The sequence below is a fragment of the Halobaculum sp. D14 genome (assembly GCF_051195135.1).
Classification (GTDB): Archaea; Halobacteriota; Halobacteria; order Halobacteriales; family Haloferacaceae; genus JBNTKA01.
Window position 1 is genome coordinate 657,328 of record NZ_JBNTKA010000001.1, and the last position, 16,975, is coordinate 674,302.

Consider the following 16,975-nt stretch of genomic DNA (forward strand, 5'->3'; position numbering starts at 1 on the left):
AGCAGCCGGAATACTGGGGCGGGTCGTGTCGCGGTCGCCGCCGGTTACAGGACGCCGCCCGGGGTGCCGAGGTCGGCGCCGACGTACAGGACGATGACGAGGAACACCCAGACCGCGTCGACGAAGTGCCAGTACATCGACACCGTCGTCACGGAGACGTGGCGGTCGGCGGAGTACTGCCCCTGGAAGGCGCGGAACAGGACGATGGCGAGCAGCACCGCGCCCATCGAGACGTGCAGCCCGTGCAGCCCGGTGAGCCCGTAGAACGCGGACGCGAACACGCCGGACGTGAGCGTGAAGCCGTGGTGGACGATGAACTCGTAGTACTCGAACACCTGGCCGCCGATGAACACGACGCCGAGCAGCAGCGTCGCGGTGAGCAGCCCGATGAACCGGTTCCGGTCGCCCTCCCGAATCGCCTCGTGTGCGAAGTGCAGCGTCACCGACGACGCGAGCAGCAGCGCCGTGTTGACGATGACGAGCGACCCGAGCAGGTCCGGGATTTCGGCACCGGTCGGCGGCCAGTTCGTCCGGATGAAGAAGAAGTAGGCGAAGCCGGCGCTGAACGTCGCGATTTCGGAGCCGAGGAAGCCGAGCATCCCCCACCGGAGCTTGTTCGCGCTGTGTTCGTCCGTGCCGCGCTCCCAGAAGTGCGCGACGAACGCGTGGTACAGCCAGCCGTACAGCCCGACGAGGAACAGGGCGATGCTGCCGACCACGACGGCCGGGCCGGTGATCGCCGGAACGATGTTCGTGTCGCCGTGGCCCATCAAGAACAGCGCCGCGCCGACGTAGATGCCCGCGGCGCCGAGCGCCGTGACGAAGGGCCACCACGAGGCCTCCCCGAAGCCACGCGGCCAGTCTTGCACCGCCGGGAGGTGGTGCCCGTCGTCGTGGGCGTCGTCCGTTTCGGTAGCCATGGCCGCGGATAACCGGCCGGGCACCAAAAATCCTCCCAACTGCGCCGGGCCGGCCGGCAATCGTTGACATGGGGTCGGCCGACAAACATAGGGCAATCCGGTCACGAGGTGGCACCGTATGCCGGAGTGTCGGAACTGCAGCTCGTTCGTCACCGAACGATACGTGGCCGTGTTCGCACCGGAAGGAATGAGCGACGTCCGCGTCTGCCCGTCGTGTGAGGACATGGTTCGCGACGGGTCGAGCGTCCGGGAAGCGCGGTCGAAGCGGGTCTGAACTCGGCACCGACTTTTTGCTGGCTCGGCCCGCATTCGGAGTAATGGCGCTGTTCGACACCTACGTCGCCGCCCTCCAGCACGGGCTGGCAGACCTCCCCGACGACGCGCGGCTCGTCGGCGTCGTCCGCCGGCCGACGTCGTGGTTCTCGGCCGCGGTCGACGAGAACCGGCCGGCGCTCGCCCCGCCCGACGACCTGCTCGACGACGCCCAGCGGACCGAAGACGACCTGAAGATGGCCGGGATGTGCGAGGAGGAGGCGCACAACGCCGCCTTCGAGGAGGTGGACTTCGACGACCGCTACCGCGACCACCTCGACTCGTCGCCGGATGCGGCCGCGGCGCTGTCGGACCTGCGGGCGGCGCTCGACCGCGACGAGGACGTCGCGCTCGTCTGCTACGAGAACACCGCGAAGAAGCGCTGTCACCGCACGACGCTCCGGGAGTACCTCGAACGCTGACGCCGCCGCTCCCGCTGCCCCCGGACGGTTTCTCACGCCCTCGATCCGTCCTGACTGACTGGCTGATTCGGCGGACCGCGTCCGCGGCGACGTTCCGCAAGGTACAGGCGGCGCCTCGCCGAACCCCGACCGATGAGTCGTTGGCGCCGCGGCCCCGACCGCCCGATCACCGCCTTCCGCCGGTCGACCCGCAGCGTCGCTGCCGCCGTCACCGCGGCCGCGACGATACTCGCGTTCTCGGGCGTCGCAGCCGCTCACGCCGGCGGTATCCGGAGCGCGGCCGAGCAGTCGCTCGCGGTGCCGACGTGGCTGTTTCTCGCCACCGGCGGCGCCGTCATCGGCGCGTCGTTCCTGCTCGCGTCGTTCGTCACGGACCGCGCGTTCATCCGCGCCGTCGACGCGTGGCGACGACCGCTGCCGTCGCCGGGCCGCGCCGCGGTGCTCGCCGGCCGCGTCCTCGGCGTCGCCGGCCTCGCGGCCGTCATCGTCGTCGGCGTCGCCGGCCCGGAGCGCGCCGGCCGAAACGCCGCCGTCATGCTGGTCTGGGTCGGCTGGTGGGGCGCGTTCGTCGCGACCGCTTACCTCGTCGGCGACGCGTGGCCGGCCGTGAACCCGTTCAGAGCCGTCGCCGCCGCCGTGCCGTCGCTGAACCGGCCCTACCCGGACGGGCTCGCCCGGTGGCCGGCGGTCGCCGGGCTGCTCGCGCTCGTGTTCCTCGAAGTCGTGACGCCGCTCGCCGACGACCCGCGGCTGCTCGCCGGCGTCGTCGCCGCCTACCTCGCGGTGTCCGTCGCCGGCAGCGCCGTCTTCGGCGCCGACGACTGGTTCGGCAACGCCGACCCGGTGTCCCGGCTGCTCGCCGCCTACGGCCGCGTCGCGCCGATTACCGCCGTCGACGGCGACCGGGGCGACGACGCCCGGCGGCTCCGGCTTCGCGTCCCCGGGATGGGGCTGACGGAGACGGACTGGGTGCGCGACCGAAGCGACGTCGGCTTCGTCGTCGCCGTCGTGTTCGTGACGACGTACGACGGCTTCGTCGGAACCGGCCTCTGGCGGACCGTCGCGACGCCCGTCGTCGACGCCGGCGTCCCGCCGCGCGTCGCGTACCTCGGCGCGCTGCTCGTCGGCTACGCCGCCTTCCTCGCGCTGTACCTCGCGGCCGCGCGGTCGGCGCGCCGAACCGCAGACACCTTCGTCTCCGCGGCGACGCTGGCGCGGCGGTTCGCGCCGTCGCTGCTCGCCATCGCCGCCGGCTACCACCTCGCGCACAACGCCGCCACCGCGGTCGCGCTGGCCCCGACGCTGCTCGTCGCGCTGACCGCGCCGCTGTCGCCGCCGGCGACGCTGCCGCAACTCGTCGTACCGGCGTGGTTCGGCGGCGTCGGCATCGCCGCGGTGCTCGCCGGGCACCTGCTCGCCGTCTGGGTCGCCCACGCCACCGCCTACGACCTGTTCCCGGACCGGCTGCAGGCGATTCGGAGCCAGTACGGCGTCACCGCCGCGATGGTGGCGTACACGATGGTGAGCCTCTGGATCGTCACCCGGCCCGCCGGCGCCCCGCCGTTCATCTGACCACCGCACCACCGATGACCCGAACTGACACCGCGACTCGAGACGACGCCCCAGACCGCGCAGCCGACGGCGCGGGCGACGACGCGTCGGCGGTCCGCGGCGTGGACCACGTCGTTCCGTCGGACGCCGACCGGTACGACTGCCCGTACTGCGGCGACGTGTTCGCGCGCGAACGGCCGCGCGACCTCCACCGCGGACTCGCGCACCCGGACCACCTCGGCGACGCCGAACGCGCCGCCTACGACGACGCTGCCGCCGCGGAAGCCGACGACCTCCGGCGGTTCCGCATCGTCGGGCTCGGGCTGCTCGTCCTGCTGTACTTCGGGTTCCTGTTCCTGTACGCGCTCAGCGGCCTCGGCGGCGAATCCGCCGACGCCGCCTCGTCGCTGCTGCTCGTCGTCGCGGCGGCGCCTCGCTGTGCGCGCCGCGTTCGGCGTGCCGACCCGACCGACGGCGACTGACCGACCGACGCGACTGACGCGCCGGGCGCGCCGACCGGCGGCGACGGCGGCCGTTCGTGTCGCTCGCGGCGCAAGACGCCCGTCACACCGAGCGGAAAGTATTTGCGTGGCACGCAGTGAGATACCGGCAATGGACAGCGAGACAGTCGAGACGGTGACCGGGTGGGAGTCCGAGCCGTTCTCGGGCGGGTACGCGGGGCTCCGGTCGCTCGCGGACCGCGGCTTCACGGGCGCGGTCACCGACGGGGCGGCGTGGCTGTTCGTGTTGAACGGCCGCGTCGTCGGCGCCGCGGACGGCTCCATCGAGTCGTTCGAGGACGCAGACGGGACCGCGTACACGGCTCCGGACCCGTCGCTCCCGCTGCTTTTCGCGATGCAGGCGGCCGGCGGCGAGACCCGCGCGAAGTACTACACGAACGACACGCCGCTGTCGGCGGCGAACGAGAAGCTCTCGGCCGGGAACTTCACCGGCTACGTCGAACTCTCGGAGAACGTCCTCTCGGGCGACTACTACGTCGTCTACTACGGCGGCCGGGCGCTGCCGTGCGCGTTCGTCGGCAACAGCCGCGAGACGCTCACCGGCGACGAGGCGTTCGACCGCGCCGACGACGAGGTCGGCATCTACGAGGTCAACGACGTCGACATCGACGTCGTCGACGTCCCGGAGCCGTCCGAACCGGACGAACCGGAACCGACGGGCGACGCGGGCGACGACCGCGGCGACCGCGACGACCGCGGCGACGACGCCGGAAGCGACGACGCCGTCGGCGGTTCGGCCGGGTTCGGCGGCGCCGGAGCCGCCGGCGCTGCGAGCGCCGCGTCGGAGGTCGCTTCGGCGGACCGCGACGCCGACGACACCGGGGACGCAGAAACCGAGGCGACCGCCGCCGGAACCGCGTCGGCCGCGGCCGACGCTGACGCGGAATCCGACGCTGCGACCGCCGCCGACGCGGATACTGACGCCGCTGACGACCGGCACGCCGCTGCCGGCGAGCAGTCGCCGGACAGCATCACCATCGGCTCGTCGGACCGGGTCGCGGACGCGGACGCTGCCGGCGACATCGCCGACGAGGAGTCGGCGTCGGCGTCGCGGTCCACCGACGCGGACGCGGCCGCGACGGAGTCGGTCGACGCGGCGGACGACGACGAAGCGGCGACGGACGCGGATACGGAGACCGCGAGCGACGTCGTGGCCGACGCCGACGCGGCGGAGCCGGCCGACGTCGACGAGTCCGAGCGGCCGAGCGCCGTCGACGCCGCGCCCGGCGCTGTCGACGACGCCGAACCGGCCGGGGCCGACGCGCCGGGCGCTGGCTCCGCCGACGATTCGAACGGCCCGCGGGCGGACCGAACCTCGGCAGACGCGGCGGCGTCGCAGGACGGCGACCCGTTCTCCGCCGAGCAGCAGTGGCGGGAGACGCGGTCGATTCCGTCGCTCGACCCGGACCGGACGAGCACGAACGGCGAGGCCGGCTCCGCCGATTCTGCGTCCTCGACGTCGTCGTCGGCCGGGCGGCAGCGCGCCGAACGGAACCGGGCGGAACGCCGACGCGCACAGGCGAGCACGTCCGACTCAGGGTCGTCGACCGACGCGGACGGCCGCGCGGCGAGCGCCGAGCAGACACGGACGCAGCCGCAGTCGGCGCAGTCCGCCGAGCCCGCGGCCGACCCGCAGCAGGCGGAGCCGTCCGCCGACGAGTCGCCGCAGGCGGTCGAGTCGCTCCGCGAGGAACTCGCCGCGGCCGAACGCGAGCGCGACGAGGCGCGCGAGAAGCTGGAGTCGAAGGCGGCGGAGCTCGAATCCGCGGAGTCCGAGGCGGCGGAGCTCCGCGACGAGGCCGAACGGCTCCGCGAGCGCGTCGAGGAGCTGGAGACGGAGCTCGCGGAGGCGCGGAGCCGGGCGCCCGACGCGCCGAGCGGCCGGTCGCTGTCGCCCGAGGAGGTGCTGGCCGGCACGAACCTGTTCGTCCGGTACGACTCCCGCGGCGGCGCCACCCTGGAGAAGGCGCACGCCGGCGGCGCCGACCGCGGCGACGTCAACGACAACCTCCGGCTGGAGCAGCACACCGAGTTCGACGCCGACGGCGTCGTCGTCGACGGCGAACCGTTCACGGCGTTCCTCGAAGGCACCATCGAGTACAGCTTCGTCGAGTGGGTCGTCCGGCGGCTCCTCTACGAGATTCAAGACACCGGGAACGAGGGGTCGATGCGCGACCTGTTCGACGCCATCCCGGACGTCGACCGCGCGGAGCTGCACGGCGCGGTGACGCTCACCGACGACGAGGGGAAGAAGGCCGGCAGCCGCGAGTTCGACGTCGTGCTCCGCGACCGCATGGGCAACCCGCTCGTCGTCGCCGACGTCACGGACTCGCGCGAGGCGACGACCGAGTCGGACCTCGACGGCCTCGTCGGCGACGCGAGCGACGTCGCAGACCAGGAGGACGACCTCGGCGCCGCGTTTTACGTCACGGCGTCGTTCTTCGAGCCGGGCGCGCTCGAAGCCGCCGCGGACGCGACCGGCGGCGGCCTGCTCAGCCGGAGCAAACGCAAGAGCTTCGTGAAGCTCGCGCGGAAGCGCGGCTTCCACCTCTGTCTCGTGGAGTCCCGCGAGAGCGAGTTCCACGTCACCGTGCCGGAGCTGTAAGCCGGCCGGCACGCGTCATTTTCGGTCGGAATCGGGGCTGCGTCCGCGAGGAGAGACTGCGGAGAGAACGGGCCGCTCCGGGTGGTCGATCAGTTCTCGGCTTCCGGCGCGGACTCGATGCGCATCCCGGTGATCTTGTCGATGATCTCGTCGAGTTTGTCGTCGAGTTCGTCGACGAACTCGCCGGTGCGCTCTGTCGTGATGGCTCCCTGGCTGGACGGCTCGATGAGGTTCTCCTCTTCGAGGACGCGCAGCGAGTACCGCACCTTGTGGTGGGGGTAGCCGGTTTCGTTCGACATCTTCACGATGCCGATGGGTTCGTTCTCGATGACCATCCGGAGGACCTGGAGGTGCCGTTCGAGCATATCCACCTCCTTCTCAAGTCGATCTATCATGCCACATGTTAACTCGTGCGTACAGGGTTTAAACGTTCCCCTCCGCCCGGCGGTCGGTCAGCGCGCTGTCACGCCAGACCGCCGACGCGGAGCGCCGAAGAGTGCTGTCACGGTGTACAGCATGAGAAAGGTTAACGGTTCCGCTCACGGCCAGCCGGCACGGGGGCCGGGCGCCGCCGCGGCTCGACACCCTGCCGCCGGAGGGAGGCAGCGCTTCGGTCGGCACTGACCGCGGTTTGATACACGCACGCGGATTCACCGCGAGGGGAGACGCGGTATGTGTGCGTATCCGTGCCCATCTGTCGGCGGCGGACCGTAACCGGTTTACCGGGGGGAGCGGAAGGGAGCGACGGTATGACTGTCACCATCGTCGGCTCCCAACTCGGCGACGAGGGCAAGGGCGCGCTCGTCGACCTCTGGGGCGGGGACGCCGACGTCGTCGTCCGGTATCAGGGCGGCGACAACGCCGGCCACACCGTCGTCGAAGGCGGCGAGGAGTACGCGCTCTCGCTCGTTCCGTCCGGCGCCGTCCGCGGCAACGTCGGCGTGCTCGGCAACGGCTGCGTCGTCAATCCGCGAACGCTGTTCGACGAACTCGACACGCTCCGCGACCGCGGACTCGACCCGGACGTCCGCGTCGCACGCCGCGCGCACGTCATCCTTCCGTACCACCGCCGGCTCGACGGCATCGAGGAGGAGGCGAAGGCGGACTCCGACATGGAGGTCGGCACGACCGGCCGCGGCATCGGCCCGACCTACCAGGACAAGGCCGGTCGCCGCGGCGTCCGCGTCGGCGACCTGCTCGACCCGGACGTGCTCCGCGACCGGCTGGAGTACGTCGTCCCGCAGAAGCGCGCGCTCATCGAGGAGGTGTACGGCCTCGAAGCGGGCGAGGAGTGCGACGTCGACGCGCTCCACGAGGAGTTCGCCGCCATCGGCGAACGGCTCCGCGAGGAGGAGATGACCGTGAACTGCAGCGACTTCCTCCACCGGCAGCGCGACGCCGGAAACTCCGTCATGTTCGAGGGCGCGCAGGGAACGCTCATCGACGTCGACCACGGGAGCTACCCGTACGTGACGTCGTCGAACCCGACCGCCGGCGGCGCCGCCGTCGGCTCCGGCGTCGGCCCGACCGTCGTCGGCCGCGGCGAAGTCGTCGGCGTCGTGAAGGCGTACCTCTCGCGCGTCGGCGAGGGGCCGCTGCCGACGGAGCTCGACGGCGACGACCGCGCCGAGGAGCTCGCCGACTTCATCCGCGAGAAGGGCGGCGAGTTCGGCACCGTCACCGGCCGGCCGCGCCGCATCGGCTGGCTCGACGTCCCGATGCTGCGGCACGCCGCCCGCGTCAACGGCTTCACCGGCGTCGCCGTCAACCACCTCGACGTGCTCGCCGGCCTCGACGAAGTGAAGGTGGGCCACGCCTACGAGCTCGACGGCGAGACCACCGAGACGATGCCGACGACGACCGAGCGGTGGGCGCGCTGTGAGCCGGTGCTCCGCGAGTTCGAGCCGTGGCCGGAGGTCGACTGGGACGCCGTCGCCGCCGAGGGCTACGAGGCGATTCCGGCCGCGGGCCGCGACTACCTCGAGTACATCGAGGACGAACTCGACACGCCCGTCTACGCCGTCGGCGTCGGCCCGGACCGCGCCGAAACCGTGATTCGCGCGTCGCCGTGGGAGCGCGACGGCTGAGCCGGCGCGGCGCGCCGCGCTGACCGCCCGACGGGGTCGCAGCCGGCCGAACCCGTAGGCTTTTGGCGGCCCCGAGTCTTCCACCCGGTAATGAAGGAGTCGTTGCTCGACATCATCTGCTGTCCGCTCGACAAGCACGACCTCGAACTGACGGTCGACGAGCGCGACGACGAGGACGGCGAGGTGCTCGCCGGCACGCTCGTCTGTACGGACTGCGGCGAGGAGTACCCCATCGAGGACGGCATCCCGAACCTGCTGCCGCCGGACATGCGGGACTGACTCGCGCGAACACTGACCCCGAGCGAACCTTTTTGCCGCGATGGCGTGACCTACCGCCGTGTCGGCTGAGCCCCTCGACGTCGTGTTGAACCGCGACCGCCTGAACGAGGCGCTCGCACCGGAGGCGTACACCGCCAGCGGCGAGTTCCCCGTCGTGTTGCACAACGAGGGCGAGCCGGTCCACGTCCACCTCCGGTTCTCCGGGCCGCTCGCCGCCGTCACCGCCGTCGACAGCACGAACCACTACGTCGACGGCGGCGCGACCCGGCACGTCCACGTGGACGTCGCGGACGTCGACGAGGACGTGACGGGGACCCTCTCGCTGGTGACGGGTCACGGCGCCGAGAGCACCGACGTCGCGGTCACGGTGACGCCGCCGCCGGAGCAACAGAACAGCGTCGCCGTCGACGAATCGCTCTCGGAGCCGCCCGAACGGACCGATTCGGGCTCCGGCGCGTCCGCAGGTCTCGGCTCCGATTCCGGCTCCGGCGCCGGCTCCCCCGCTTCGGGCGGTGGGTCCGGCGGCCGCGACGAGTCGGGGTCGGCGGTGGACCGCGTCGTCGCCGCCGCGCCGGACGCCGCGACGCTGCTCGTCGCCGCGTTCGCGGTCGTCGTCCTGGCGGCGGCGGCGCTCGCCGCGCTCGCGCTGAACAGCACGGCCGTGACGCTCGGACTGGTCGCCGTCGTCGTCGCCGTCGCCGTCGCGCTGTACGTGCTGCTGCCGTAATTTTTCACCGCCACGAAAACGCTGTGTCCTCATCCTGAACCGCTGCGTCGACGTTCTGCGCCCGGCTTCGACCCGGGAGTCGGCTGCCGGTCGACCGGTCTACTCCGGAGTCGGCTCGGCCGGCTCCTCGGGGTCGGTCGGGACGCCGCAGAGCCGGCCGTCGTCGTCGACGCGCTTCGCGCGGAGGTACCGCGTCCGGTAGCGGTTCGCGCCCTCGTACACGTCGGCTTCGCGGACCTCGTCGACCTCGTCGTCCGCGACGGCGTCGATGAGCGCTTCGAGCTGCTCCTTCTCACTCGGCGTCAGCGTGAAGGTGTACTCGCGCTCCTCCTCGGCTTCGAGTTTCGTCCACTTCCGGGCGGCGGCGACGACGAGCGAGCACGGCTCGCGGCACGGGAAGACGCCGGCGCCGCCGTCGGCGGCCAGTTCGTCGCCGTCGTCGTACTCCCACTCGCGGCGCTTCAGGCACTGGGAGTCGACGCAGGCCGCCTCCGCGACGTAGTCGACGGCCTCCCGCGGCAGTTCGTCGACGACGTCGTAGATGCCGGTTTGCCGCTCGGCGGCGGCGCGCCAGTGGTCGACGTCGAGTTCGCCCTCGCGTTCGCGGTACCAGTTCGCGACCGTCGCCGGGTAGACGGTTTCGACCACTTCGACGGCGGCGTGCCAGTCGAGGTCCGGGAACGCCCAGCCGGTCCGGAGCGTCGGCGCGGTCTTCAGCGGCCGGTACCGGCCGTCGTCGTCGAGCTTCGCGAGCTCGCGGGCGTCCAGCGGGTCGTCGTACGTCGCCAGCGCGTCGGCGTCGCGGTCTGCGTCGGCGACGTGCCGGACGTCGTAGCGGCGGGCGCCGTCGGGGCCGAGCGTCGCCTCGATGCGGAGTTCGCCCCACTCCGTGACGAGGCCGCCGCGGAGCGCGTCGTACCGGTCGGCGACGCCGCGTTCGTCGGCGGCTTCGGCGCGTCGGAGGAACGCGCGGCGCGGCGAGCCGTGCCGCTTCACGTCGCGCTCCCAGAAGTACCAGTTCGTGACGTACGGCGAGCCGTCCGCGAGCGCGTGCAGCTCCGACTCGGCGAGTCCGGCCGTCTCCGTCTCCGGCGTCTCGAACCGGAAGCCGCCGTCGTCGTCGCGGCCGACGCGGAGCCCCTCGAAGTCGACGCCGTCGTCGCGGCTCGCGGCGTCCACGAGCGCGTCGAACTGAGCGGCGCGCATTCAGTCGTCAGCCTCCGGAGCGGCGACCCGGGTCGACTCCCGCACCCGCTCGACCGCGGCGTCGACGTCGGCGCCGGCGTCCGCGGCGCGTTCGAGCACCACGTCCGCCAGCAGCGGCTCCGTCCCGACGGCGCCGGCGTACCAGATGCGGTGGCCGTCGACGGCCGCGGGGACGTCGTAGCCGGTGCGGTAGTCGTCGGTCAGCCCCATGTCCTCCGGGATGTCCTCCTGGGTGTGGAAGCCGTCGGCGATGAACAGCGGCACGACGACGACGTCGTCGCTCTCGAAGTGGTCCGTGACGTCGTCGACCTCCGGCTCCTCGTCCATGTACAGCGCCTGCACCTCGTCGAACCGGCCGCGGTCGCGGACGCGGTCGGCGTGGTACTCGATGGCCTTCGCGGAGTTCTCGTTCCGCTCGGTGCCGTGGCCGACGACGGCGAGCCCGAAGCCGTCGCCGACGTCCGGGTCGTCGGTGACGGACTCGGCGCGCCGCACCAGCACGTCCGTCATCGACGAGTGGGTGCCGACCGGGCCGCAGTAGTGCACCGTCTGCCCGGTGTCAGCGGCGGTGTAGGTGGCGACGTCCGCCGACAGGCCGTCGGAGCCCCAGTCGTCGACGTCCCAGCCGTCGAGCCGGAGCTCCCGCGGAATCACCTGCTCGGTGAAGTAGCCCTCCGAGACGAACAGCGGGACGACGAACACCTCCTCGGACTCCACGGTCCGCAGCACCTCCCGCAGGTGCGGCTCCTCCTTCCAGAAGCCGGTGCGGACCTCGTCGAACGCGCCGGTCGCGCGAACGGTGTCCGCGTGGTCGTAGGTGGGCGCGCTCGAATCCGGGTTCAGATGCGACCCGTGGGCGACGATGACCAGCGCCTGACTCATACGGAAACACAGGGACGCGCGCACCTTATCGGCTTCGACGCGGAAACGACGCGGACCCGCGGCCGGGAGCGGGCGTCGCGGGTCGCCGCGGCGGACCGACGCTGCGAACCGCCGCGAGGAACGGTCGCAGGGACCCGTCGCCGGGACCGGTCGCCCCGGCGGCGAACCGTCGCGGTTATCGCGGCGGCGACGGACCGGTCGACCATGACTGTCGCCGAGGAGGCACGGGACGCGGTCCGCGCCCGGCCGTTCCTGTTCGACGCGCTCCGCGCGGGCGTCGTGAACTACACGGCCGCCGCCGAGTCGCTCGACGTCGACGCCGAAACGGACGCGGTCGCCACGGCGCTGCGTCGCTACGCCGCCGACCTGCAGGCGGACGCCGACGCCGCCGACGCCGGCCGCGACGCCCGAGTCACGATGCGCAGCGGCGTCGCCGCCGCGCCGGACGCCGCCGACCCGCTTCTCGCCGTCGGCGGAACCGGCTTCGTCGCCGACGGCGGCGACCTGACGGCCGTGCTCGCGGCCGGCGACGCGGACCCGCGGACGCTCGAACGCGCGCTCGGCAGGCTCCGAACCGCCGAGGTCGACGTGACCGCCGCCGGCGTCGCGGACGGCGCGCTCTGCGTCGTCGTCGGCCGGCGCGACGGCGCCGGCGCGGTCCGCTGCATCGAAGCGGCCCTGGAGTAGCCCGGCGGCCCGTCACCGAGAACGCTCGGCCGCTGTCCCACCTGTCCCGCTCCGCCGCGCCGAACTTGGACGTTTTAAACGGGAGGCGCGCGTAGCGTCGGCCGAATGACGCTGTCCGTGACGAACACCCTGACGGGTGAGCGCGAGGAGTTCGAGGCGGGCGCCGCCTCGGAGGGCGACGAGGTTCTGCTGTACGTCTGCGGACTCACCGTGTCGGACGACCCGCATCTCGGGCACGCCCGGCTGTGGTTCCACGCGGACGTCGTCCACCGCTGGCTCGACCACCTCGGCTACGACGTCCGCCACGTCGAGAACGTCACCGACGTCAACGAGAAAATCGCGGCGCGCGTCGGCGAACGCGACGGCTGGGAGTCCGAAGCCGACGTCGCCCGGCACTTCACCCGCGAAGTCATCGAGAACATGCGCGGGCTGAACCTGAAGCGCGCCGAGGTGTACCCGCGCGTCTCCGAGCACGTCCCCGAAATCGTCGACCTCGTCGAGCGGCTGGTGGACGCCGGCTTCGCCTACGAGTCGAACGGCTCCGTCTACTTCGACGTCACCCGGTTCGACGACTACGGCGAACTGTCGAACCAGCGGCTCGACGAACTGGAGGCGCGCGGCGACGTCGACGAGCGCTCGGAGAAGCGCCACCCGTCGGACTTCGCGCTGTGGAAGGCCGGCGGCGTCGACGAGTCCGCGGTCCGCGAACACCGGAAGCACGACCACGACGGCTCGCTGCCGACCGGCGAGACCTGGGAGTCGCCGTGGGGCGAGGGGCGGCCCGGCTGGCACATCGAGTGCTCCGCGATGTCGATGACGCACCTCGGCGACACCCTCGACATCCACATGGGCGGCCGCGACCTCGTGTTCCCGCATCACGAAAACGAGATCGCTCAGAGCGAGGCCGCGACCGGCGAACGGTTCGCGCGCTACTGGCTCCACAACGGCCTGCTGCGCACGGAGGCGGACAAGATGTCGTCGTCGCTCGGCAACTTCTTCACGGTCGCCGACGCCCTCGACGAGTTCGGCGTGAACGTCCTCCGCACCTTCTACCTCGGCGCGCAGTACCGCGGCGACCAGACGTTCAGCGACGGCGCCGTCGCGGAAGCCGAAGAGCGCTGGGAGCGGCTCGAACGCGGCTACGAGGCCGCCGTCGACGCCTGCGACTCCGTCGACGCCCGCACCAAGGCGGTCGACGACGCGCTCCGCGGCGCCGTCGACGACGCCCGCGACGACTTCGCGGCGGCGATGAACGACGACCTCGACGTCCGCACCGCGTTCAACGCGCTGCTCGACCTGGCGAACGCCGTGAACCGCCACGTCGACGACGCCGACCGCTACGACTACCGCGGGCTCCGCCGCGCCGTCGAGACGTTCGAGGAACTCGGCGGCGACGTGTTCGGCCTCGAACTCGGCCGCGAGGCCGGCGGCGACGTCGAACTCGCCCGGGAACTCGCCGACCTCGTCCTCGACGTCCGCGAGGAGGAGCGCCACGCCGGCAACTACGAACGCGCCGACCGGCTCCGCGACGACCTCGAAGCCATCGGCGTCACCGTCGAGGACAGCGACGACGGCCCCGTCGCCCGATTCGACTGACCGGGACGCCGCGGGCCGACCGCCCCGCTCTGCACCGCCGGCGTCGACGCCGACGGCCGCCGCAGTCTACGACTCGTCGCCGTCGGCGTCCGTCGCGTCCGCGTCCGTCGCGTCCGCGTCGGCCTCGGCGGCGACCGACGGCACGACCAGCACCGGCCGCTCGGCGAGCCTGACGACCTTCTCCGCGACGCTGCCGAGCACGAACCGCTCGATGCCGCCGCGGCCGTGCGTCCCGATGACGATGACGTCGGCCTCGGTCTCCTCGGCCCGTTCGAGGATGCGTTCGTGCGGCCGCCCGACGACCACGTCGCCGTCGGCGTCGACGCCGTCGGCCTCAGCCTTCTCGCGTGCGGTGTCGACGGCGCGCTCGGCGAGCGCCTCCAGGTGGTCTTCGACGGCGGTCACGGTGGATTCGCCGAGCCCGCCGATTCCGCCGACGTCCGGCGTCGTGCTCGTCGCGAGCGACGCGCTGTCGACGACGCTCAGCACGTCGAGCGCTGCGTCGAACGTGGACGCGAACGAGACGGCGACGTCCTCGGCGGGTTCGGCGGCGTCGCTGCCGTCGGTCGGCAGCAGCACCCGCTCGTAGTTCCCGCGGCCGGCGCCGCCCGGAACGCCCTCCTCGCCGTGCACCGTGAACACCGGCACCGTCGACGACCGGACGACGTTCTCGGCGGTGCTGCCGAGCAGCACGCGCTTCACGCCGCTGCGGCCGTGCGTCCCCATCACGACGGCGTCGGCGCCGTGTTCGTCGACGTAGTCCGTGATCTCCTCGTGCGGGACGCCCTTCAGCACCTCGCCGGCCGCGTCGACGCCGGCGTCCTCCGCGTGCGCGACGCCGCCGTCGACCGTCGCGCGGGCCTCGTGCCGCTCGTCTTCCAGCTCCGTGGTCTTCGAGAGCACGTACGGATTCACGACCGAGACGACGTGCAGCCGCGCGCCGGTGCGGTCGGCGAGCCCGACTGCGGCGTCGAGTGCGGCCTCCGCGCAGTCGCTGCCGTCCATCGGTACGACGACGTCGTCGAACGCGAGCGTCGACATGCCCGGTGGTACGCGACACCCGATGGAAAAAGCGGCGGCCTGCGGCGCGCCGACCGGCGCCCGCGCTACGTCGTGAACAGGTCGGTGTCGTCCGGCACCGAAAACAGCCCGATGCGGACGCCGCAGTCCAGCCAGCCGTAGCCGTACGAGTACGACGCCAGCGCGTTCACTGGGTCGTCGGCCTCGCGGAAGTGGCGGCCGTCCTCCAGGTACGACAGCGCCATCTCCCGGCACTCCTCGGCGGCCTCGTGCATCGGCGTCCCCGCGGGGACGCACACCTCGGCGGCCGCGAGCGCCTCCGCGAGCATCTCCCCGTACCGCGTCGTCTTCTCCTCCAGGTCGGCGGGCATCCTGCCGGGACGTGGCGTTCCGCGTCGCCCTGAGTGCTTCGGCTGGCAGTCGAACTCCGGCCCGGACCGACGTTCGGGAGAAACAGAACCGTCGCCGCTCAGTCGCCGCTCGGTCGTCTCAGTCGTCGCTTTCGGCGGCCGCGGTGTCGGCGGCAGCGGCGCCGGCGCGGGCCTCGGCTTCGAGGTAGTCGTCGGCGTCGAGGGCGGCCTTACAGCCCATGCCGGCCGCCGTGACGGCCTGCTGGTAGTGGTAGTCGACGACGTCGCCGGCGCCGAACAGCCCCGGGACGGCGGTCGCGGTCTGGCCGCCGCCGGTGCCGCCCTGCGTCACGATGTAGCCCTCGTCGTCCAGTTCGACGCCGGTGTCTTCGAGGTACGCCGTGTTCGGCGTGTGGCCGATGGCGTAGAACACGGCGCCGACCTCGAACTCCCGTTCGTCGGTCTCGGGGTCGTCGAGCCGGTCGGTCGGGTGGCCCTCGGGGTGGCTGACCAGCGTCACGGAGTCGACGCCGTCCTCCTTCGAGCCGTGCAGCGCCGTGACCTCGGTGTTCTTCATGATCTCGATGTCGCCGGCGTCGACGTGCTCCTGGACGCGGTCGACCCAGTAGTCCTCCGCGCGGAACTCCTCGCGGCGGTGGGCGACGTAGACGGTGTCCGCGAACTTCGTGAGGAAGCTCGCCTCCTCCATCGCGGCGTCGCCGCCGCCGACGACCAGCATGTCCTCGCCGCGGAAGAACGCCCCGTCGCAGGTCGCACACGTCGACAGGCCGTACCCCATCAGTTCGTCCTCGCCGGGGACGCCGAGGGTGCGGGCGGACGCGCCGGACGCAGCGATGACGGCGTCGGCGGTGTAGACGTCGCCGTTCGACAGCTCCACCCGGAACGGCCGCACGTCGTCGTCGATGGACTCCACGACGCCGTTTTTCACGTCGGCGCCGAACCGCTTCGCCTGCTCTTTCGCGTTGTTGATGAACTCGGCGCCGTTGATGCCCTCCGGGAACCCCGGGAAGTTCTCGACCTCGGAGGTGAGCGTGAGCTGCCCGCCGGGCTCGTCGCCTTCGAACACCAGCGGGTCGTTGTTCGACCGGGCGGCGTAGATGGCCGCGGTCAGCCCCGCGGACCCCGTTCCGGCGATGATGAGCGGCCTGTGCTCGACGACGTCGGCGGAATCAGTCATTACCGGAACTACGGTTCACGGCGCTTTGTAGGTTGTGCTGTCCGACGGCCTCGCCGCACTCTCGGACGTCGCGGCGTCGGCCGCGCGGAGCTGCCGAGTCGTCGAGCCGCTGGTCGTCGTCGAGTCGCCGCACCGCTGCGCCGCCGAGTCGGCGCCGGAGCGGCGGGCAGCCGGAATACCGCGGACATTTATGACGGGGACTCCACGTGACGGCCATGGTCGACACTGAGACGTACACGGTCGAGGGTCCCGAAGGCGACAGCGACACGGTCGAACTGCCCGCGGGCCTCGTCGACATGATGGCCGAGCAGGGCGAGAATCCGACGCGCGTCATCACGGACGTCGTGCTGCAGGCGTTCGCACAGCAGGCGCACGCGCTGGCGCACCACTCGCAGGGCGAGACGCCGGATGAGGTCGAGGAGATCAACGCGAAAGCGGAGGAGCTGTTCGAAGAGCGGTTCGGTCAGAGCCTCCAGGACGCGATGGGCCACCAGCACTGAACCGTCGCCGCGGCGAGCCGCGTCGCCGCCGCGCAGCCGAACCACTGCTGTTTTGACCCGTCCAGCCGCGGCTCCACGGCCACGCTGACGGCGACCGCCGGCCGCGGGGCGA

Annotated in this window: 18 protein-coding genes; 11 read left to right on the forward strand and 7 right to left on the reverse strand. The window is 72.2% G+C overall.

Features of this window, described 5'->3' with window-relative positions; all coding sequences use genetic code 11:
• Nucleotides 1–44: 44 nt before the first annotated feature.
• Entirely contained in the window at nucleotides 45–920 is an 876-nt protein-coding gene (locus tag ACQUST_RS03295; RefSeq protein WP_435124887.1) for a cytochrome c oxidase subunit 3, read from the reverse strand.
• Nucleotides 921–1,038: 118 nt separating this feature from the next.
• Here ACQUST_RS03295 and ACQUST_RS03300 point away from each other — a divergent pair, with 118 nt between their 5' ends.
• From ACQUST_RS03300 to ACQUST_RS03320, 5 genes are all read left to right on the forward strand, one after another.
• Nucleotides 1,039–1,194: a DUF7563 family protein gene (locus ACQUST_RS03300; protein ID WP_435124889.1), complete on the forward strand. Its 156-nt coding sequence runs from the start codon at nucleotides 1,039–1,041 to the stop codon at nucleotides 1,192–1,194.
• A 43-nt stretch (nucleotides 1,195–1,237) separates the two neighbouring features.
• Nucleotides 1,238–1,654 carry a DUF488 family protein, N3 subclade gene (locus tag ACQUST_RS03305; protein WP_435124892.1) on the forward strand — a complete coding sequence of 139 codons (417 nt, stop codon included), beginning with the start codon at nucleotides 1,238–1,240 and terminating at the stop codon, nucleotides 1,652–1,654.
• A gap of 132 nt (nucleotides 1,655–1,786) precedes the next feature.
• Nucleotides 1,787–3,226: a hypothetical protein gene (locus ACQUST_RS03310; RefSeq protein WP_435124894.1), complete on the forward strand. Its 1,440-nt coding sequence runs from the start codon at nucleotides 1,787–1,789 to the stop codon at nucleotides 3,224–3,226.
• Nucleotides 3,227–3,240: 14 nt separating this feature from the next.
• On the forward strand, nucleotides 3,241–3,687 hold the full coding sequence (locus ACQUST_RS03315) for a DUF7410 domain-containing protein (RefSeq protein ID WP_435124897.1): 447 nt from the start codon (nucleotides 3,241–3,243) through the stop codon (nucleotides 3,685–3,687).
• A gap of 130 nt (nucleotides 3,688–3,817) precedes the next feature.
• Nucleotides 3,818–6,331, forward strand: a complete 2,514-nt coding sequence (locus ACQUST_RS03320) for a DUF7527 domain-containing protein (RefSeq protein WP_435124900.1) — start codon at nucleotides 3,818–3,820, stop codon at nucleotides 6,329–6,331.
• Between the two features lie 89 nt (nucleotides 6,332–6,420).
• On the opposite strand, the gene ACQUST_RS03325 is transcribed toward ACQUST_RS03320, so the two are convergent.
• Entirely contained in the window at nucleotides 6,421–6,726 is a 306-nt protein-coding gene (locus ACQUST_RS03325) for a hypothetical protein (RefSeq protein WP_435124903.1), read from the reverse strand.
• 354 nt (nucleotides 6,727–7,080) lie between these two features.
• Between ACQUST_RS03325 and ACQUST_RS03330 the strand changes: the two genes are divergently transcribed.
• The 3 genes from ACQUST_RS03330 to ACQUST_RS03340 all read left to right on the forward strand — a co-directional run bounded on the left by ACQUST_RS03330 (nucleotide 7,081) and on the right by ACQUST_RS03340 (nucleotide 9,424).
• The gene (locus ACQUST_RS03330; protein ID WP_435124905.1) at nucleotides 7,081–8,418 is read left to right on the forward strand and encodes an adenylosuccinate synthase; all 1,338 of its coding nucleotides are present in this window, start codon (nucleotides 7,081–7,083) and stop codon (nucleotides 8,416–8,418) included.
• A 90-nt stretch (nucleotides 8,419–8,508) separates the two neighbouring features.
• The gene (locus ACQUST_RS03335) at nucleotides 8,509–8,697 is read left to right on the forward strand and encodes a methytransferase partner Trm112 (RefSeq protein WP_435124908.1); all 189 of its coding nucleotides are present in this window, start codon (nucleotides 8,509–8,511) and stop codon (nucleotides 8,695–8,697) included.
• A gap of 58 nt (nucleotides 8,698–8,755) precedes the next feature.
• A complete protein-coding gene (locus ACQUST_RS03340; RefSeq protein ID WP_435124911.1) occupies nucleotides 8,756–9,424 on the forward strand; it encodes a DUF7524 family protein in 669 nt (222 codons plus the stop codon).
• 99 nt (nucleotides 9,425–9,523) lie between these two features.
• On the opposite strand, the gene ACQUST_RS03345 is transcribed toward ACQUST_RS03340, so the two are convergent.
• Nucleotides 9,524–10,630 (reverse strand): DR2241 family protein, encoded by a 1,107-nt coding sequence (locus ACQUST_RS03345; protein WP_435124914.1) that lies wholly within the window; start codon nucleotides 10,628–10,630, stop codon nucleotides 9,524–9,526.
• Nucleotides 10,631–11,512 carry a CbiX/SirB N-terminal domain-containing protein gene (locus ACQUST_RS03350; protein WP_435124917.1) on the reverse strand — a complete coding sequence of 294 codons (882 nt, stop codon included), beginning with the start codon at nucleotides 11,510–11,512 and terminating at the stop codon, nucleotides 10,631–10,633.
• Between the two features lie 204 nt (nucleotides 11,513–11,716).
• Between ACQUST_RS03350 and ACQUST_RS03355 the strand changes: the two genes are divergently transcribed.
• Nucleotides 11,717–12,199 (forward strand): DUF7523 family protein, encoded by a 483-nt coding sequence (locus tag ACQUST_RS03355; protein WP_435124919.1) that lies wholly within the window; start codon nucleotides 11,717–11,719, stop codon nucleotides 12,197–12,199.
• Between the two features lie 105 nt (nucleotides 12,200–12,304).
• Nucleotides 12,305–13,795, forward strand: a complete 1,491-nt coding sequence (gene cysS / locus ACQUST_RS03360; protein WP_435124921.1) for a cysteine--tRNA ligase — start codon at nucleotides 12,305–12,307, stop codon at nucleotides 13,793–13,795.
• Nucleotides 13,796–13,861: 66 nt separating this feature from the next.
• On the opposite strand, the gene ACQUST_RS03365 is transcribed toward cysS, so the two are convergent.
• The 3 genes from ACQUST_RS03365 to ACQUST_RS03375 form a co-directional block, all read right to left on the reverse strand.
• The gene (locus ACQUST_RS03365; RefSeq protein WP_435124923.1) at nucleotides 13,862–14,836 is read right to left on the reverse strand and encodes a universal stress protein; all 975 of its coding nucleotides are present in this window, start codon (nucleotides 14,834–14,836) and stop codon (nucleotides 13,862–13,864) included.
• A gap of 65 nt (nucleotides 14,837–14,901) precedes the next feature.
• Complete coding sequence (locus ACQUST_RS03370) at nucleotides 14,902–15,186, reverse strand: DUF357 domain-containing protein (protein ID WP_435124925.1); 285 nt, start codon at nucleotides 15,184–15,186, stop codon at nucleotides 14,902–14,904.
• A gap of 118 nt (nucleotides 15,187–15,304) precedes the next feature.
• Nucleotides 15,305–16,363, reverse strand: coding sequence for an NAD(P)/FAD-dependent oxidoreductase (locus ACQUST_RS03375; RefSeq protein WP_435124927.1), 1,059 nt, complete (start codon nucleotides 16,361–16,363; stop codon nucleotides 15,305–15,307).
• Between the two features lie 215 nt (nucleotides 16,364–16,578).
• Between ACQUST_RS03375 and ACQUST_RS03380 the strand changes: the two genes are divergently transcribed.
• Entirely contained in the window at nucleotides 16,579–16,863 is a 285-nt protein-coding gene (locus ACQUST_RS03380; RefSeq protein ID WP_435124928.1) for a DUF7545 family protein, read from the forward strand.
• The last annotated feature ends 112 nt before the right edge of the window (nucleotides 16,864–16,975 follow it).

What these genes read in the sequence shown, in the direction of transcription:
- ACQUST_RS03295 (WP_435124887.1), bottom strand. Translation starts at nt 920, where the DNA reads ATGGCTACCGAAACGGACGACGCCCACGACGACGGGCACCACCTCCCG.
- ACQUST_RS03300 (WP_435124889.1), top strand. Translation starts at nt 1,039, where the DNA reads ATGCCGGAGTGTCGGAACTGCAGCTCGTTCGTCACCGAACGATACGTG.
- ACQUST_RS03305 (WP_435124892.1), top strand. Translation starts at nt 1,238, where the DNA reads ATGGCGCTGTTCGACACCTACGTCGCCGCCCTCCAGCACGGGCTGGCA.
- ACQUST_RS03310 (WP_435124894.1), top strand. Translation starts at nt 1,787, where the DNA reads ATGAGTCGTTGGCGCCGCGGCCCCGACCGCCCGATCACCGCCTTCCGC.
- ACQUST_RS03315 (WP_435124897.1), top strand. Translation starts at nt 3,241, where the DNA reads ATGACCCGAACTGACACCGCGACTCGAGACGACGCCCCAGACCGCGCA.
- ACQUST_RS03320 (WP_435124900.1), top strand. Translation starts at nt 3,818, where the DNA reads ATGGACAGCGAGACAGTCGAGACGGTGACCGGGTGGGAGTCCGAGCCG.
- ACQUST_RS03325 (WP_435124903.1), bottom strand. Translation starts at nt 6,726, where the DNA reads ATGATAGATCGACTTGAGAAGGAGGTGGATATGCTCGAACGGCACCTC.
- ACQUST_RS03330 (WP_435124905.1), top strand. Translation starts at nt 7,081, where the DNA reads ATGACTGTCACCATCGTCGGCTCCCAACTCGGCGACGAGGGCAAGGGC.
- ACQUST_RS03335 (WP_435124908.1), top strand. Translation starts at nt 8,509, where the DNA reads ATGAAGGAGTCGTTGCTCGACATCATCTGCTGTCCGCTCGACAAGCAC.
- ACQUST_RS03345 (WP_435124914.1), bottom strand. Translation starts at nt 10,630, where the DNA reads ATGCGCGCCGCTCAGTTCGACGCGCTCGTGGACGCCGCGAGCCGCGAC.
- ACQUST_RS03350 (WP_435124917.1), bottom strand. Translation starts at nt 11,512, where the DNA reads ATGAGTCAGGCGCTGGTCATCGTCGCCCACGGGTCGCATCTGAACCCG.
- ACQUST_RS03355 (WP_435124919.1), top strand. Translation starts at nt 11,717, where the DNA reads ATGACTGTCGCCGAGGAGGCACGGGACGCGGTCCGCGCCCGGCCGTTC.
- cysS (WP_435124921.1), top strand. Translation starts at nt 12,305, where the DNA reads ATGACGCTGTCCGTGACGAACACCCTGACGGGTGAGCGCGAGGAGTTC.
- ACQUST_RS03365 (WP_435124923.1), bottom strand. Translation starts at nt 14,836, where the DNA reads ATGTCGACGCTCGCGTTCGACGACGTCGTCGTACCGATGGACGGCAGC.
- ACQUST_RS03370 (WP_435124925.1), bottom strand. Translation starts at nt 15,186, where the DNA reads ATGCCCGCCGACCTGGAGGAGAAGACGACGCGGTACGGGGAGATGCTC.
- ACQUST_RS03375 (WP_435124927.1), bottom strand. Translation starts at nt 16,363, where the DNA reads ATGACTGATTCCGCCGACGTCGTCGAGCACAGGCCGCTCATCATCGCC.
- ACQUST_RS03380 (WP_435124928.1), top strand. Translation starts at nt 16,579, where the DNA reads ATGGTCGACACTGAGACGTACACGGTCGAGGGTCCCGAAGGCGACAGC.